The organism is Wolbachia endosymbiont (group A) of Barypeithes pellucidus, from assembly GCF_964030885.1.
In the GTDB taxonomy this organism is placed as follows: domain Bacteria; phylum Pseudomonadota; class Alphaproteobacteria; order Rickettsiales; family Anaplasmataceae; genus Wolbachia.
This window is the reverse complement of record NZ_OZ034985.1, coordinates 820,702-837,869: the sequence shown is the minus strand read 5'-3', so window position 1 is coordinate 837,869 and position 17,168 is coordinate 820,702. Positions and strand designations below refer to the sequence as shown.

Annotated in this window: 15 protein-coding genes and 2 pseudogenes; 8 read left to right on the top strand and 9 right to left on the bottom strand. The window is 37.1% G+C overall.

Going from position 1 to position 17,168, the window contains the following annotated elements; genetic code table 11:
• Positions 1-323: 323 nt before the first annotated feature.
• The 6 genes and pseudogenes from ACQH1X_RS04270 (at position 324) to ltrA (ending at position 5,111) form a co-directional block, all read left to right on the top strand.
• Positions 324-1,217 carry an Rpn family recombination-promoting nuclease/putative transposase gene (locus ACQH1X_RS04270; RefSeq protein WP_425385787.1) on the top strand — a complete coding sequence of 298 codons (894 nt, stop codon included), beginning with the start codon at positions 324-326 and terminating at the stop codon, positions 1,215-1,217.
• A gap of 462 nt (positions 1,218-1,679) precedes the next feature.
• The gene (gene dapB / locus ACQH1X_RS04265) at positions 1,680-2,474 is read left to right on the top strand and encodes a 4-hydroxy-tetrahydrodipicolinate reductase (protein ID WP_425385786.1); all 795 of its coding nucleotides are present in this window, start codon (positions 1,680-1,682) and stop codon (positions 2,472-2,474) included.
• Positions 2,471-3,229 (top strand): phosphate ABC transporter ATP-binding protein PstB, encoded by a 759-nt coding sequence (gene pstB, locus ACQH1X_RS04260; RefSeq protein ID WP_253307333.1) that lies wholly within the window; start codon positions 2,471-2,473, stop codon positions 3,227-3,229. Before dapB ends, pstB begins: the two co-directional genes overlap by 4 nt.
• A 100-nt stretch (positions 3,230-3,329) precedes the next feature.
• A pseudogene (locus ACQH1X_RS04255) lies at positions 3,330-3,482 on the top strand (IS256 family transposase); the annotation flags it as partial.
• Between the two features lie 82 nt (positions 3,483-3,564).
• Complete coding sequence (locus tag ACQH1X_RS04250) at positions 3,565-3,951, top strand: hypothetical protein (RefSeq protein WP_246433168.1); 387 nt, start codon at positions 3,565-3,567, stop codon at positions 3,949-3,951.
• A 26-nt stretch (positions 3,952-3,977) separates the two neighbouring features.
• Positions 3,978-5,111, top strand: coding sequence for a group II intron reverse transcriptase/maturase (gene ltrA, locus ACQH1X_RS04245; RefSeq protein ID WP_425385785.1), 1,134 nt, complete (start codon positions 3,978-3,980; stop codon positions 5,109-5,111).
• On the opposite strand, the gene ACQH1X_RS04240 is transcribed toward ltrA, so the two are convergent.
• On the bottom strand, positions 5,108-5,590 hold the full coding sequence (locus tag ACQH1X_RS04240; RefSeq protein WP_252154099.1) for an IS630 family transposase: 483 nt from the start codon (positions 5,588-5,590) through the stop codon (positions 5,108-5,110). The two genes, ltrA and ACQH1X_RS04240, sit on opposite strands and share 4 nt — an antisense overlap.
• Before the next feature lie 28 nt (positions 5,591-5,618).
• Entirely contained in the window at positions 5,619-5,966 is a 348-nt protein-coding gene (locus tag ACQH1X_RS04235; RefSeq protein ID WP_425385784.1) for an IS630 transposase-related protein, read from the bottom strand.
• Between the two features lie 399 nt (positions 5,967-6,365).
• On the opposite strand from ACQH1X_RS04235, the pseudogene ACQH1X_RS04230 reads away from it, so the two are divergent.
• Positions 6,366-7,001, top strand: a pseudogene (locus ACQH1X_RS04230) (phage terminase large subunit); the annotation flags it as partial.
• 276 nt (positions 7,002-7,277) lie between these two features.
• Here ACQH1X_RS04230 and mutS read toward each other — a convergent pair.
• From mutS to ACQH1X_RS04210, 4 genes are all read right to left on the bottom strand, one after another.
• Positions 7,278-9,788 carry a DNA mismatch repair protein MutS gene (gene mutS / locus ACQH1X_RS04225; RefSeq protein ID WP_425385783.1) on the bottom strand — a complete coding sequence of 837 codons (2,511 nt, stop codon included), beginning with the start codon at positions 9,786-9,788 and terminating at the stop codon, positions 7,278-7,280.
• Between the two features lie 257 nt (positions 9,789-10,045).
• Positions 10,046-10,183, bottom strand: coding sequence for a hypothetical protein (locus tag ACQH1X_RS04220; RefSeq protein WP_425385782.1), 138 nt, complete (start codon positions 10,181-10,183; stop codon positions 10,046-10,048).
• 19 nt (positions 10,184-10,202) lie between these two features.
• Positions 10,203-10,859 (bottom strand): ankyrin repeat domain-containing protein, encoded by a 657-nt coding sequence (locus ACQH1X_RS04215; RefSeq protein WP_425385781.1) that lies wholly within the window; start codon positions 10,857-10,859, stop codon positions 10,203-10,205.
• Positions 10,860-11,044: 185 nt separating this feature from the next.
• Positions 11,045-12,187 carry a Fic family protein gene (locus tag ACQH1X_RS04210; protein ID WP_425385780.1) on the bottom strand — a complete coding sequence of 381 codons (1,143 nt, stop codon included), beginning with the start codon at positions 12,185-12,187 and terminating at the stop codon, positions 11,045-11,047.
• Between the two features lie 237 nt (positions 12,188-12,424).
• Between ACQH1X_RS04210 and ACQH1X_RS04205 the strand changes: the two genes are divergently transcribed.
• Complete coding sequence (locus tag ACQH1X_RS04205) at positions 12,425-13,150, top strand: TerC family protein (RefSeq protein ID WP_425385779.1); 726 nt, start codon at positions 12,425-12,427, stop codon at positions 13,148-13,150.
• Positions 13,151-13,324: 174 nt separating this feature from the next.
• On the opposite strand, the gene ACQH1X_RS04200 is transcribed toward ACQH1X_RS04205, so the two are convergent.
• From ACQH1X_RS04200 to serS, 3 genes are all read right to left on the bottom strand, one after another.
• The gene (locus ACQH1X_RS04200) at positions 13,325-13,468 is read right to left on the bottom strand and encodes a WPE palindromic element domain-containing protein (RefSeq protein ID WP_265035086.1); all 144 of its coding nucleotides are present in this window, start codon (positions 13,466-13,468) and stop codon (positions 13,325-13,327) included.
• 1,075 nt (positions 13,469-14,543) lie between these two features.
• Complete coding sequence (gene purD, locus ACQH1X_RS04195) at positions 14,544-15,815, bottom strand: phosphoribosylamine--glycine ligase (RefSeq protein WP_425385778.1); 1,272 nt, start codon at positions 15,813-15,815, stop codon at positions 14,544-14,546.
• Between the two features lie 34 nt (positions 15,816-15,849).
• Positions 15,850-17,127 carry a serine--tRNA ligase gene (gene serS, locus ACQH1X_RS04190; RefSeq protein ID WP_425386666.1) on the bottom strand — a complete coding sequence of 426 codons (1,278 nt, stop codon included), beginning with the start codon at positions 17,125-17,127 and terminating at the stop codon, positions 15,850-15,852.
• Positions 17,128-17,168: the final 41 nt, after the last annotated feature.

Sequence of the window (17,168 nt, the reverse complement as noted above, 5' to 3'; positions counted from 1 at the left end):
AAGTAAATACAGAAAATTGCTGCCTATAGCTAAACTGACTTAGATTTACCGACAATTTGAAAAACCGTCATTCCGCTACGTGTTAGCGGGATCTATGCTAAGAGATACCGTGACGGTATGACGGTTCGCGGCAGCATGACGATAACCTCGTCATCCCGCTACGTGTTAGCGGCTAAGATACTGCGAATGAATCGCGGTATGACGGTTCGTGGCAGTTGTAAGTTAAAAATATATGACGCGTTAGCTATAGCTATCTTCAAAAATATGATTGAATAATTATTAATAATAGTGTATAATTATTAATATTTTTAAGCACTTTTGCTATGGCTCTTTCAAAATTTCTCGATCCTCGCAATGATTTGTGTTTCAAAAAAATCTTTGGAACGGAAAAAAATAAGAATATCCTGATCCACTTTTTGAACGATATTTTAGGGTTTACTGAGATAAATGCAATACAAGAAGTTGAGTTTCTTAGCACTATTATGGATCCCGAAGTTGCCTCTGATAAACAAAGTATTGTTGATGTTCTCTGCAAGGATTCTCACGGAAATAGATATATAGCAGAAATGCAGCTCGCTAGAGACAAGGGCTTCGAAAAACGCGCTCAATTATATGCCGCTAAAGCCTACTCAAGACAATTAGATAAATCTGGCAACTACATTGATTTAAAGAAAGTCTTCTTTATTGCTATATCAAATTGTAGCTTACTTCCTGAAGAAGTTGGTTATATCTCTACTCATAATATACGTGATATAAAAACTAATGGACATTACTTAAAAGATTTTCAATTCGTCTTTATTGAGTTGCCCAAATTTTCAAAAAGTAAAGTAGAGCAGTTAGAAAGTATAGTAGAAAGGTGGTGTTTCTTTTTTAAATACGCAGAAGAAACAACAGAAGAGGACTTAAAAGAGATAGCAGAAAAAGCGCCAATAATAAAGCTAGCATATGATGAATTAGACAAGTTTCGTTGGAACGAAAAAGATTTAGTAGCTTACGAAGAAAGAATAATGGATCTACGGAAAGAAGAAGCCATTCTTGAATACAGACTTGATCTTGCTGAAGAGAAAGGTATACAAAAAGGTATAGAGAAAGGAAAAATTGAAGGGAAAATTGAAGTCGCAAAAGCAATGCTGGCTAATAATGTTGATGTTGACACTATTGTCAAGTTTACTGGCCTTTCTATTAGTGAGATTGAAGAATTAAGTGGAAATCTGTGAACGGTTACACTTGGAAAACCTTTGTGGCATAATTTAAGTGGGCAGCGTAGTCTACGATTACCGCATAATTTACTATATAGATATTCCAGAACATATAGACTTCAATTGAACACAGAAAAGATTCTTATCAAAGTTAATTACCCTTATTGTCAATAACTATTAGCTACAGACCAGTTCTTGTTAAGTTGCAGTAAAGAAATGAGTCATATATAGCTAAACTGACTTAGATTTACCGACAATTTGAAAAACCGTCATTCCGCTACTAGTTAGCGCCGCGGCGGTATGACGTGTTGCTTGGGTCAGCTATAGCTAAAGTAACTTAGGTTCACCGACAATCGTCATTCCGCTACTAGTTAGCGGAATCTATCCGCAACGGCATGACGTGTTGCTTGGGTCAGCTATAGAATATAGATCAGAAGTGACAGAGCTTAAAAAAAGGCCTAATATAACACAAAAAGCTTTATGAAAATCAGAGTTGGAGTAATAGGCTGCTTAGGCAGAATGGGCAAGAAAATACTCAATGAATTAATTACAAATGCCGAAGTGGAAATAGCAGGTGCTGTTGCCCGTTCAGGCAGTAAGTACATGGGCTTAGATATTGGACCAATTATAGGCTGCGGTTCCAATCTAGGAATTGAAGTTACAAGTTCTATTAATGGCATATTTGAGTCATCTGACGTTGTAATAGATTTTACAACTAAAGAATGTATGTTAGACTGCCTTAAAGCAGCTGTAAAATTTAAAACACCGCTAGTTAGTGGCACAACTGGAATAGAAGGTGTCGATTTAAAAGAGTATGCTGCTGAAGTTCCAATATTATGGTCAGCAAATATGAGTGTTGGGGTTAATGTGTTGCTGAAATTGGTAAAAAAAGCTGCTGAGCTTTTAGGTAATGAATATGACGTTGAGATTTGGGAAATGCATCATAACTTAAAAAAGGATTCACCATCTGGAACAGCTATAGAACTTGGCAAAACAATTGCTAACGCTTCAAAAGTGGATTTTCAGTCCAATCAATATTTACATAGTGGTTCAAACATAAGAAAAAAGGGGGAAATAGGTTTTGCAGTATCTCGTGGAGGTGGAGTAATAGGAGATCACAGCGTGATGTTTGTTAATTCTGATGAACGGATAGAACTAAACCACAAAGCAATTGATCGCACAACATTTGCTAGAGGAGCTGTTCAAGCAGCAGTATGGCTATATGAAAATAAAAGAGAAATTCCGGGGCTCTATTCAATGCAGGATGTGATATGAGCAATACACGTGCCTCTGTTAAAGATTTAAATCTCTGGTATGGCTCTAAGCAAGTTTTATTCGATATAAATTTGAATATTTATAAAAGAAAAGTTACTACTTTTATCGGACCATCCGGGTGCGGTAAATCAACATTTTTGCGTTGTTTTAATCGTATGAATGACTATGTACCTGGATGCAAAACTGTTGGTGAATTAGATATCGATGGGCTGGGTGATATATATTCACGCGATATGGATGTTGTGCTACTCAGAGCAAAAGTTGGCATGGTATTTCAAAAGCCAAATCCTTTTCCAAAATCAATATATGACAATGTTGCTTATGGGCCAAAACTGCATGGTATGGTGAAGGATAAGCAAAAATTGAATGAGATGGTGGAAAATAGTTTAACTAAAGTTGGCTTATGGGAAGAATTAAAAGACAGATTGCAAGATAGTGCACTCGATTTATCCGGTGGCCAACAACAGAGGCTATGCATCGCTCGCGCAATTGCAGTGAAGCCAACTATTTTATTAATGGATGAACCGTGCTCCGCTCTTGATCCAATGGCAACCAATGCAATCGAAAATCTTATACAAGAGCTGAAATTAAGGTTTACTATAATTATGGTAACTCATTCAATGAAGCAAGCTAAAAAGTTATCTGATAGTGTAATTTTCTTTCATAATGGCAGAATTGTTGAGTCTGGAAGCACTCAAGAAATATTCGAAAATGCTCAATCTCCCTTAACAAAGGAGTATATCCTGGATCATTAGGTTTCTGTCATCAAAGTAGCTTGGCTACGGGAGTGTTAAATAAACTGTGTCAAACCGAAAAAAAAGTAATAAATTGATATAAAAAAATGGAGGTTTGACAATGAGTCAGAAAGTAGTAAACAGAACTACCGGTTTGGTAGATTATAAAGAATTAGAAACAAATATCCTGTCGTCTATACGAGAAGGAAGACCGTTGACAGGAAGAGATGGAGCATTAACACCGTTTATAAAAAAGTTGCTGGAGGTAAGCCTGGGTGCGCCAAGAAGTGCTTGGAGAACAGTTGGTGAAAATCCAACACAAACAAAGTCTAGCCAACAGTTTGGAACAGACCACTATGTTGCATGAGGTAACGAGTGTAATAGAGCTAGTGGGATGGACAATGCAGGGTACAACGAAAGTGAAGGGATTGAGTTCCGAAATACCTGAAGACATAGAGGTCGACATTTTCATGGCCATGGAAGACAGCATGAAGGATAACGTAAAGGCAAGTTATCACTCACTCTATCGGGATCTGAGACCGTGCCATGTATTGAAATGGACTTCAAGTGAACTTGGGAGATCCTATGCATTCCTACAAAGGTACGCTGGAACAAGTCAACAAAGGCAAGAACTAGCGGAAGATGCAGGGGAAGTCGGACTGATTGATAGTACTCAGAATGTGGGAAAGCCACGTACAAGGGGAAGCGATCAGCAATATAGTAACTGGAATAGGGATTGCTAGGCCAATACAACGGAGGTTGGAATAACATGCAAAATAAACTAAACCAGATAGCAGTAAGAGCAAAGCAAGATAAGCGACTAAAATTCACATCGTTAGTCCATCTGATAAATACAGAGAATCTTGCGAGATGTTATAAAGAACTGAAGCGTAACAAGGCTTGTGGAGTAGACCAGATAACAGTGGAATCATACGGAGAAAATCTGAATGAGAAACTCGAAGTGCTAGTAGAAAGTATGAAGAGGAAGCAATATCAACCACAACCAGTAAAGAGGGTATATATACCGAAAGCTGGAAGTAAAGAGAAACGCGGACTCGGAATACCATCGACCGAGGATAAATTAGTACAGATTATGCTGAAGAAGATATTAGAAAATATTTACGAGGCAAACTTTCTGGACAGCTCATATGGATTTCGACCTGGAAGAAACTGTCATCAAGCGGTAAATGCACTAGATAAAGCAGTTATGTACAAGCCAATAAACTACATTGTAGAAGTGGATATCAAGAAGTTCTACGATAATATACAGCATAAATGGCTAATGAGATGTCTAAGGGAACGAATAACTGACCCAAATTTGCTGTGGTTAGTAAAGCGGTTTCTCAAGGCAGGGATAGTCGAAGCTGGAAATTATGAAGCAACAAAACAAGGTACACCCCAAGGTGGTATAGTAAGTCCTGTATTAGCAAATATATACTTACATTATGTGTTGGATTTATGGATAGAAAAGAAATTTAAACCAAGATCCAGAGGATATATACAACTAATAAGGTTTTGCGACGATTTTGTGGTTTGTTGCGAAAGTAAGGTAGACGCGGAAGAATTTCTGGAATTACTGAAACAAAGGCTAAATAAATTTGGGTTGGAAGTATCTGAAAACAAGACCAGAGTAGTAAAGTTTGGCAAGAGGGAGTGGCAACAAGCGATAAGAGAGAAACGAAGGACGGAAAGTTTCAATTTTCTGGGGTTTACGCACTATGGTGCAAAAAGTCGTCGTGGTAGATTAATAATGGGACATAAAACCTCAAAGTTAAATCTAGCCAGAAAACTAAAAGAAATCAAGGAGTGGTTGAAAATAGTCCGCGGAAGTATTCGACTTAAAGATTGGTGGCAAGTACTGAAGGCTAAATTAACAGGACACTATAACTATAGTATTTTCTAAAATGAATGATAAATTTCCATTATGGTATTACCAACCAAAAGTTGTAAGTCTGTACATTTATACATTAGAGGTCTGAGGCGGCTTTTGATGGTATGCCAACAGTGTTCTATGGGATTCAAATCTGGTGAATATGTTGGAAGATACAGCACATGACAGCCAAAAGACTCTATTAATGATTTTGTTTTAGTGGTCTTATGAAATGTAGCATTATCCATAACTATGGTTGTGCCAAGTGGCAATTTAGGTAATAACATCTTCTCCAACCATATATTGAATACCTCTTTGTCACACCCACCTTTGAAAGTCATTGGTGCAATAAATCTCATTCCAATCCACCCGGCTACTATACTGATTCTCTCTCGAGTTCTCCCTGGAATATCTGCATAAATTTTCTTTCCTCTTGGAGCACGTCCATATTCTCGGTATAATTTATTATCAACTCCTGCTTCATCTATATATAAGATGCTGGAATGGTCTATTTTTGAGATTTTATCAATAAACTGCTGCCTATCTTCTTGATTGCGCTCTTGATATAGTGTGACTTTTTTTTAAAGTAATTTTTAGCTGTTTTAGTCTATACCAAATTGAATTTATTCCAAATCCAAGATTTTGTTTCATCTCTGCCAGAGTATGATCTGGATTCTTTGTAACATATTCTTCGAGTATTTTTGGGTCTATTTTTCGAATAAAGCTGCCGTTTTTAGATGGCTTGAGGCTTTCACCAGCAGCTTTCTTTTTTAACCAGCGGTACAAAGTTGCTATTCCTATCTCCAGAAGCTCTGCCACCTCAACCTTCTTCTTCCCTTTTCCTATCATCGATATTGCCTTTTCTCTTAAATCCACACTATACGCCATTATAACCCAAATACCTTATTATACCTTTATCATTTACTTTGGGAAATACTATAGCTAACACGGGATTTCTTTTGCCTTTTTTTCTGCTTAGTAAATTTCTTAAACATTTAAACTAAGGTGAGTTGCATTTAAAAGCAGCTAAATTGCAGTGTTTAAGACTTAAAAAACGCCAATACTGAAAGTAGACAATGACTAGGGCTTCTTTTGCCTTTTTTTTATTTGGTAAATTTCTTAAATATTTATGGCTAAACGACAACCGTCATCCCGCTGCTTGTTAGCAGGATCTATGCTTTTAGATACCGCGGCGGTATGACGTCTTGCTTACAACCTATAGCCTTGTCATTTCAGTGCTCCTTTTTTTGTCATCCCAGCGTCACGCGCTGGTTTCAACATTATATCATGAACAAAATCAACTTTCTAAAATTCATTAAGTTATGCTTTTAAACGGTGTACCGGGGTGTGAGTATAATGATTATCAGTACATAAAAGTCATAGCAGACAGGCTAGAAGCAGCGAGCGTTGGTGAAGTGAGGCGAATAATATTCAATATGCCTCCGTGTTCAATGAAGTCCATGTGCATAAGCGTTGCGTGGCCCGCATGGATACTGGGCAACTGCAAGAATAATAGTTGCAAGTTACTCTCGGCTGCTCAGCGAAAAGCACTCGCTTGATACAAGGTGCGTAATGCAATCTGGTTGGTATAAAAAGCTATTTCCAGAGGTAGAACTATCCAAAGATCAGAATACCAAATACAAATTCCAAACAGTGCAAAGAGGATACAGAATCGCAACATCAGTTGGAGGAACATTAATCGGTGAAGGTGGTGATTTCATCATCGTGGACGATCCGCTCAGTTTTGCTCAAGCTTTGAGTGAAATGTTTAGAAAGCGCGCTATAAACTGGTTTGATCAGACTCTAGTAACCAGGCTTAACGACAGAAAAAAAGGAGTAATCGTTCTTGTGATGCACAGGCTACATCAGGAGGACTTAACCGGACACCTTCTCTCCAAACCAAAAAACATATGGCACCATATTGTCCATTCCATTAGCTTTACTACGCTCGTTACCTCACGCAGCATAATGGTCTGTTCTAGGCTGTTGGCTAGACTTTGCCTAAGTTGGATTTTCACCAACTGTATTCTAAACGCTTTCTTGGCGCACCCATAGCAAGAGTACCTAAAAAGCATTAATAATTATACACACAATTATTCAACCATATTTTAAGCTTACAATTTTGAGCTTAATTTGACACATATGGTGGACTGTGTGGGCAACTCTTCACTTAAACAATAGTTATGTAAGAATTTCCTCTCAAGCCTTTAGCTCCTCAAACACCTCACTTGCTCTATTTAAAACAGAATCAGGAAAACCAGCAAGTTTTGCCACATGTATTCCATATGACTCATCTGCAATGCCTTCAATTACTTCATGTAGAAAGATAACCTCTCCGTTCCACTCTCTTATTTTTACACAAAAACATTTCACGTTCTTCAAGTATTTGCTTACTTTAGTTAATTCATGATAATGAGTTGCAAAAATGGCGCGGCACTTATTTACATTGTGAATATGTTCAATCACCGCCTGTGCAATAGATAATCCATCATACACCCCTGTGCCCCTACCAATTTCATCAAGTATCACCAAGGAACGGTCCGTTGCCTGATTTACTATCGTTGCTGTTTCGATCATCTCTACCATGAAGGTAGAATAACCAGCTGTTATATTATCTGTTGCACCAACCCTGCTAAATATCTTGTCAATCACTCCAATATGCGCACTCTCTGCTGGCACAAATGACCCCATGTGAGCTAAAACTGCAATGAGAGCGTTTTGCCTCAAGAAAGTGCTTTTTCCAGCCATATTAGGACCAGTAATTAGATGTATACCAGCTAAATTGATGCTATTTGCAATGAATTTATCGTTAACTTCAACCACTGGATGTCTTCCGCTACAGATATTGAACTCTTTGCTGTCATCAATGATGGGTTTTACGTAATTATTTTGCACTGCAAGCTCTGCAAACGCGGTTCTAATATCAAGTTTTGCCAAAGCATTTGCAGCAGAAGCAATTTTTTCAGATTCTTTAGCAACTTCACTACACAGTTCACTAAAAATTTTCATTTCTAAGCTGATTGCAGCATCACGTGCCGTAAGAATTTTATTTTCTAGTTCTTTCAATTCATTAGTAGTGTAGCGCATGCTATTTGCTAAGCTTTGCCTATGAATAAATATATCCAAAGTTATTTTGTGATTTGCCGACACTTCAACGTAATAACCGAGTATGTTGTTGTGTAATATTTTGAGTGCGGCAATGCCAGTTAGGTTGCGATAAGATTCACGGAGTTTGGTTATCAACTTGTTACTGTTATTTAATATGTAGGATAACTCAGATAATTCTGAGTTGTATTTTGAGTGAATAAACCCTCCTTCTTTCATGGAACTGAGGTTATTATCAAGTATAGCACTATTTAGCAGTTCAAATAGATCTTTATGATTGCCAAGGCTTTTATGTATTGTGTTTAGTTCACTCTCGTCACTACTTATCACCTGAGTAGTAGACACTGGTTCCTTTTCTCTGGTCAAGCACTGGAATGACATCTGAGAGTTAATTGCTGGTTTTTCACTTAAACAATAATTATGCAAGGTAGACAGAAACTCAGACAACTCTAAAGTTTTTCCTAGGCCTATTTTTAATAGGTTCATATCCTTTGGTGAACCACGCCTTAGTATTAAGCGCGATAAAGACCTCTCAATATCCGGAATGTTAGATAATATCTCTCGTATTTTTCTGCGTGGCTCATGATTATTTACAAAAAATTGAGCGGTGCTGAGCCTCAAATTGATTGCCTTGGAGCAAGCAAGTGGTGAAGCAAGCATTTGTTTTAACAGGCGTCCACCAGAGGCTGTAACTGTGTGATCAATAACTGAAATTAGTGAACCTTTCTTTTCACCAAATTGAGTTGAAAACAACTCAAGATTTCTCCTTGCTGAAGCATCAATAAGCATGAAATTTTGTTGCTTATAGGTTTTTGGGAATTCAAGCCTTGGAATAGAGCCCCTTTGTGTTACTCTGACATATTCAAGCAGTGCACCGCACGCCATGATTTCTACTTTGCTGAAATTTCCTATACTCCCAAGTTCCCTGATTTTATAAAACTCGCATAATGTTCTGTGAGATTTACTATACTCAAAAAAGCTCTGTGCGTGTTGCGTAATTGATATTTTATAATTTTTTAAAACCGATCTAATTTTTTCGTCCTCAGTGAATTTTTCAGAAATTAATAATTCTCTTGGTGATATACGCAATAAATCACTATCTAGAGCTTTCAAACTCGTTAAAGTGTGAAAAAATTTTCCCGTCGATAATTCAAGCCAACTAATAGCATATTCGTCATTTTGTTCAACTATGGACGCGAGATAATTATTGCTTTTATCCTCTAATAGTGAATCTTCTATAATTGTACCTGGAGTTACAACTCGCACTACATCACGTTTTACTATGGATTTATAGCCCCTCTTTTTTGCTTCATCAGCAGTTTCTAATTGGTCACAGATTGCTACTTTGAATCCTAAATCTATTAGCTTGTGTAGGTAAGATTCACTACTGTGTGCTGGCACTCCACACATTGGTATTTCTTGCCCACACGAATTACCTCTCTTAGTGAGCACTATATTCAGCAATTTCGCAGCTTTAATAGCATCATCGAAAAACAACTCATAAAAATCTCCTAGCCTATAAAATAGCAGATGATCCTTGTATTGAGCTTTCAGGTTCAAATATTGCTCCATCACAGGAGTGTTTCTTTCTTTCACAAAGCTCATAATATTTTTTAATATATTGTATTGGTAATAAATTCAATGTTATTATAGATTATATTGCGCATGTGAATAACATAAATTTTAAATAGGTGTATAGAGGGGAAAATTTAAAACAATTAAATTTCCTGGATCACGGTGTTAGCTACTTGGATGACATAAAGAGTAGGAGTATCAGTTGTCATTCCAGCACGTGACGCTGGAATCCAGAGTATCCTAATTACAAGATTTATTATTTAGTTTGAAAAATACTATAGCTTTTTCTATGTAAGTTGTGGCCCTTCTTTATCATTTTTATCATTTGCAGCAGTTGCACCACCAACAGATATTTCAGAGCTAACAGTGCCAATAGTTTTTTCTATCGCTTTAGCCTGTTCATAGCCTTGACTCAAAAAATACATGGTCAGTCCAACAGCTATACTAGCAACAAGAACAGGTGCTATCATTACACCTGGTATAATACCACCAGAAAGACTTACTGCAACACATACCAGCTCCAAGTACAACACCAAGAAAACCACCAATCATTATGCCAGGCACCAAACTGCCTATCATAGCGCTTTCTTTTTTCGTATTAGCTTGTTTTTTCATACTTTTAATAAGCACTTCTTTTGTTTTTCCTTGAGCTAAATCTAAAGGAATTTTATTATCCGCGTTTTGTATCAAAGGATTTGCACTATATGCAACAAGAAGGGTGGTTATTTCTTCAGTTTTATTACCTATAACTGCATGATGTAGTAATGTATTTCCCTTTTCATCTTTAAAGTTTATATGAGTACGAAGTTCCTCATCTAGATTTCTTGTTGGGTTGTTTTTTGCATATATCCTAGATTGTATTGCTCCATCTAAGTATTGTATTACTTGTTCTAGTGATTGCTCGCCAGGATTTTGTATAAAATGAAGCAGAATTTCGTGTACTATCGCTTCCTTTGTAGTTTGTGGGCATTGTAAAGCGTAATTAAATGTCTGTGTAGTAATAACTTCTTCTTTTCTTTTTTTAAGAACAACCCTTAAATCTTCAATCGCCTTTTCACCATCTTTTATTCCAAGAATTATTGAATCCAAATTATTTATCATGCTATCCTCCTTGGTTTGATTGCATTACTCATTAATAAATAATATAATAAATCCTGCTAAAAGTCAAGCAATTAATTAATAAGTTAATATAATTCTCCAAAAGGAGCTCCTTACTTTTTGTTCAGCATGTCCATTGGATCAGACTCTTTAAGCTTGCTGTTTGCTGAATTTATTCATCACAATAGCTACAATGTGCTATCGAAGTTCTCTGTAATCTTAGTTGGTTCTTCTAGAATATTCAAAATATCAGTTGCACAATAAACCCGATCTCTCTTTCCTTGAGAAGTTTGTGAAACGATGCCTAAATCTTCAAGCTTTACGATTGCTCTTTGGGCTGTTGTAAATACGACACCTAAGTTTTCAACCACTTTCCTTATAGTAAAGTAAGGGTTTACAGCGAGATACCTTACAATACCACTCGCAACTCCTTCAGTTTTAGAACTAACTTCAGTTTGCCAATTTGCAATCAAAATGTTAATTCGTTCTGCTCTTGACAATGCATCCAATGATTGCAGTACTACACCATTTAAGAAATAAGAGAACCAATCATGCCACGTGCCTCTGTTGCTTATATTGTAAAGTTGGTCATAATACTCACTTCTTGTAGCTTCAAAAAATGCACTTAAGTATAACAGAGGTGATGATAATAATTTTCTTTCGATCAGAAGTAATGTTATTAATAAACGTCCAATACGTCCATTGCCGTCCAAGAATGGGTGAATCGCTTCAAATTGATAATGACATAGAGCTATATGTATAAGTGGGGGTAATGTTCTATCATGTAGAAACTTTTCAAAAGAGTTCAAGCAACCCATCAGTTCACCTGGCATTGGTGGCACATATTTTGCTGTGTCTATTGTACATCCTGGGCTTCCAATCCAATTTTGCACTCGGCGAAATTCTCCTGGCCTTGCACACTGCATAAGCCTCCCGTAAATTTCTTTAATTAGCTGGAGCGACACTGGAAGGGACTGTAAACGTTTTAGTCCATAATCGAGCGCTGATATATAATTGCGTACTTCTTGTAAATCATCGGGATTGCGATCTACATTAGCACCTGCTTCTTGAGCCAAAATTTCACCAAGAGTTGCTTGAGTTCCCTCGATTCTACTTGAAAGAACTGCTTCACGTGTTATAAAGGGTCGTATGAGAAGATGAGGGTTAGGCAATTTAGCTCCTTCCCTGGATAACATACCCAAAATATGATCTGCTCTGGAAAGACTATTAACTAAATCATTGTCCCATTCAAATTTTGGTGGCAAGGGGTTAGGTATAAATGCCTGATAACCAGCGAATACTTTGCCTGATGGTGATCCTTTAATATACATTCATTCAACCTAGTACACTATTTTTATAGTATATATTATTTTCAAATAAAGTCAAAAATGAAAATAAGGAACTCTCTTATTATTGATTTTGCTCAAAAACGGAAATAGAAGAAGCTGCTGAACTTTATATTAGCAGTTATCCTGTTTTTCTGGAGAACTGCTATAAAACTTCTGAGTGAAGTCACTTAATTTTTACACATCTATTGTAGAGTAAGAGGAGCCGAATTTGGGACAAAAATGCTAGCTGATGCTTGGACTTTACTGACACTTACACTACTTGAAACTATACTTAGTGTAGACAATTTAATTTTTATTTCTCTAGCAATAGATAAGGTACCAAATGCGCTGAGAGAAAGAGTGCGCCTTATGGGCCTTGGATTAGCACTATTAATGCGTTTTGTAATACTATTTTTTACATCATCTATATTGTCAATGCAAAAACCCATATTTCACACTGCATCGCTAAATATTTCAGCAAGGGATTTACTTATGATCGCAGGGGGATTATTCCTTATTGTTAAAAGCTCTATGGAGTTATGGGATGACATCTTTGTATGTAAGAAAAATAAAAAGAAAGCAAACGTTAAATCAAAATTTTTTTTAGTTGTGCTACAAATTATATTAATAGATTTAGTTTTTTCAGTTGATTCGATATTAACTGCTATAGCATTAACTTATAACATGGTAATAATTGCTACAGCATTTACATTTTCCATGCTAGCAATGCTGTTTTTATCAAGTTATACCGCCCAGTTAATCAAATCTAACCCAGGCTTAAAAGTAATTGCTATCTTATTTATTTTACTTGTCGGTGTGTACCTCATACTTCATGGATTTCATGTAGAATTACCAAAAGAATATTTGTATTCTTCATTTATGTTTGCACTGCTTGTGGAAGTTATAAGCAAAATAAAGAAAATTAACCGTCATACCGCGAATGAATCGCGGTATCTCAGCCGCTAGCACGTAGGGGAATGACGAATTACTACACCGTCACGGTATCTTTAGATCCCGCTAACAAGCAGCGGGATGATGATTGTCAACTTCCCCTGTCATCCCAGTAGCTCCTTCGGTGTCATTCCAGTGCTTGACACTGGAATCTAGTTTTCTTTACAAATTCATCAAAAGTGCTTCATTCTATAACGCAAAACCCATACTCACCAAACCCAATGCATTACTTGCAATTAAGTTTCCTGGATCCCAGTGTCTGGGCACTGGGATGACACCCTTCCTGGCGGAGATTGTTCTCAAATCACAATGTTCGTACAGTTGTGGATTCATTCGCGGTATCTCAGCCGCTAACACGCAGCGGGATGACGAGGTTATCGTCATGTTGCCACGAACCATCATACCGCCGCAAACCGTCATACCGCGATTCATTCGCGGTATCTTTAGATCCCGCTAACAAGCAGCGGGATGACGAGGTTATCGTCATGCTGCCACGAACCATCATACCGCCGCAAACCGTCATACCGCGATTCATTCGCGGTATCTCAGCCGCTAGCACGTAGGGGAATGACGAATTACTACACCGTCACGGTATCTCTAGATCCCGCTAACACGTAGCGGGATGACGAGGTTATCGTCATACTGCCGCGAACCTTACTATTACCCACAAATAAAGACATGGTATTGTATTTACTCAAATAATTTAATTTTATTAACCTGAAAGCTTATTGGATTAAAATTATTAAATTAAGAGTTATAATTTTAGCAACTAAAAGCTGTAAATTGCACCATATAAACAGTTATTTCAAGCAAAAGTTATGCCATTAAGAGCTATGCAACAAACATTTATATTTGTGGGTAATAGTAAGACCGCGAACCGTCATCCCGCTGCAGTATCTCATCCGCTAACAAGCAGCGGGATGACGGTTGTCGTTTAGCCATAAATGTTTAAGAAATTTACCAAACGAAAAAAAAGGCAAAAAAAGCCCTAGTCATTGTCTATTTTCAGTATTGGCGTTTTTTAAGTCTTAAACACTGCAATTTAGCTGCTTTTAAATGCAACTCACCTTTGTTTAAATATTTAAGAAATTTACTAAGCAGAAAAAAAGGCAAAAGAAACCCCGTGTTAGCTAGTTGTCACTTTCTAATCCTGCAAATTGGCGTTCTCTACTGTCTTAAACGCTTTGTAAGCGCGTTTCGGCTTATATAGCTAGAAATGTTGTGAAGACATAAGGTGCACATAGTGCGAAAAATTAAAAATAAGACGCCAAGTACGTTGTTTTTTTTGCTGTTTAATCTGCACAGATGAAGATAACTGAATACCTTCAGTACCGTGATAAGGGCGCTGGCGGAGTTTGTCAAGTAAGTTTTTCGTTTCTGTGAGCCACCTGCTAACCGACAGCTAACATTAACTACCAATATCATATCTGAAGAAACCCCCTGGCCATTCTAAAAAATTTAATGCTGAGTACACCTTACTTTTGGCTTCCTCTATAGTGCTCCCTTCTGCTACTATATTTAGCACTCTTCCGCCATCTGAAACCCAATTACCACTCTCATCTAATTTAGTACCAGCATGAAACACCAATATACCAGGAATGCTTTCAATTTTATCTAATCCCTTAATTACTTCTCCCTTTTGATAATCACCCGGATAGCCTTTACTTGCAACAACTACACAAATTGTAGATTTGTTATTAAGCTCCACCATTTTGACATTTAACTTTCCTTCTGCAGCTGACAACATCAATTTTAACAAATCGCAATTTGAATCAAATCTAGGTAATATAGATTGCGTTTCTGGATCACCGAATCTAACGTTATACTCGAGAAGTTTTGGACCATCTCTGCAAATCATTAAACCAGCAAAGAGTACTCCCTTATAAGGCGTACCCATGTTAACCAATGCTTGAGCTGTAGGGTATATTATTTTTTGGATAATTTTTTGCTCCATGTCCTTACTTATAATTGAAGGTGATGAGTACGATCCCATGCCTCCAGTATTTTGGCTTTCATTACTTTCATCAACTCTCTTATAATCTTTTGCACACCCAAGAGTTACTACTTTCAACCCATCAACAAGAGCAAAAAAACTTACTTCTTCTCCAATTAAAAACTCTTCTATGATTATTTCTTCACCTGATTCACCAAATTTTTTCTCCACTAGCATTGAATCTATTGCTGAAAAAGCTTCGTTTTCTGCGCAACATATCATCACGCCTTTCCCTGCCGCAATTCCATTTGCTTTCACTACAAGTGGAAACTTTATTTTATTGCTACGTACAAAATCTTTAGCTAATCCTTCATCAACAAAACACTCGTACTTGGCAGTTGGTATACCATATCGCTTGCATAGTCCCTTGGTGAAAGACTTCGATCCCTCAAGTTTTGCAGTTGCTTGACTTGGAGCAAAAACATTTATTCCCTCTGCAACTAAATCATCAGCAAGCCCATCAATTATTGGTTGTTCTGGACCAATAACAACCAACTCTATATTTTCTCTCTTGCAAAATTGTGTAACATCCACTGAATTTTGAATATTTACATCCACAAGAACTCCCAAATTTTCCATGGCTGGGCGACCAGGAGTGACATATAACTCAGTCAAGATAGGAGATTTTTTTAGAGCCCAAAGTAGAGCGTGCTCACGTCCACCAGAACCTATAACCAGAACCTTCATCTTTATTTCCTCGCTTTTCTATATGTCAAAATTATTATTTGCTTATAACAGTATCATTACTCATGTATTTTTGCAACACGTTTGGTATTGCAATCGACCCGTCAGAATTTTGATAATTCTCCATTATGGCAATAATCGTTCTTCCTATAGCTAAAGCTGAGCCGTTTAAAGTGTGAATATATTTTTTCATCTTTTTATCAGTTTCTGAAGAGTATTTAGCGTTCATCCTTCTTGCTTGAAATGCACCACAATTTGAGCAGCTTGATATTTCTCTATATTTATTTTGCTCAGGTAACCATACCTCTATGTCATAAGTCCTTTGTGCAGCAAAACCCATATCACCACTACACAGTAGCATTACTCTATACGGTAATTCTAGTTTTTTTAATATCTCTTCAACAACACTCGTCATGCGCTCAAGTTCATCATTTGATTGGTTTTCAGTTGCGATACTCACCAATTCCACTTTACCAAATTGGTGTTGCCTTATCATGCCTCTCGTGTCTCGCCCTGTGCTGCCTGCTTCTTTACGAAAACACTCTGAATACGCAGTAAAACGAATAGGCAGTTCTTTTTCCTCCACTATTTTATCAGCAACCAAATTTGTTAAAAACACTTCACTTGTGGGAATCAACCTCAATTCGTCGGTAGTTAAATACGAATCGTCAGAAAATTTCGGTAGCTGACCAACATTATACATAGCTTCGTTTTTCACCAAAGCCGGGTGGTACACCTCAGTATAGCCAAATTCATTAACATGCATTTCAAGCATAAAATTTATTAGCGCTCGTCCAAGCTTAGCTAACTGTCCTTTTAATATCGCAAATCTTGATCCGGAAATTCTCGCCGCTTGTTCGAAGTCCATTAAACCTAACTTTTCTCCGAGTTCATAATGAGATTTTGCTGTAAAATCAAATTGCCTTTTTTCTCCGTATTTTTTAACTTCTAAGTTAGAACTCTCATCTACACCTATTGGCACATCTTGCGCAGAAATATTCGGCAAGTTAGATAAAACATTCACTAACTTATCCTTTTCTGCTTGCTCTTTTAAGCTGATTGCCTCTATCTCATTCGTGATGTTTTTTGATGATTTTATTTGCTCTTCACAGGGGCTCTTGCTCATTTTTAGCTTTTTTATTTCCTCTGTGATTTCATTGCGCTGCCTATTTAAATCTTGCAATTTAGTGGTTAATGACCTTTTCTCGTGATCAATTTCTAATATCTCTTTTGCAGTAAACTCTCTTATCCCCCTGCTTCTCATTGCCTTTTCAAATCCTTCAGGGTTTTTGCGTATATATTCTATATCGTGCATATATTGTGCTATTACTAACATTATTACTGTACTTCAAAAGC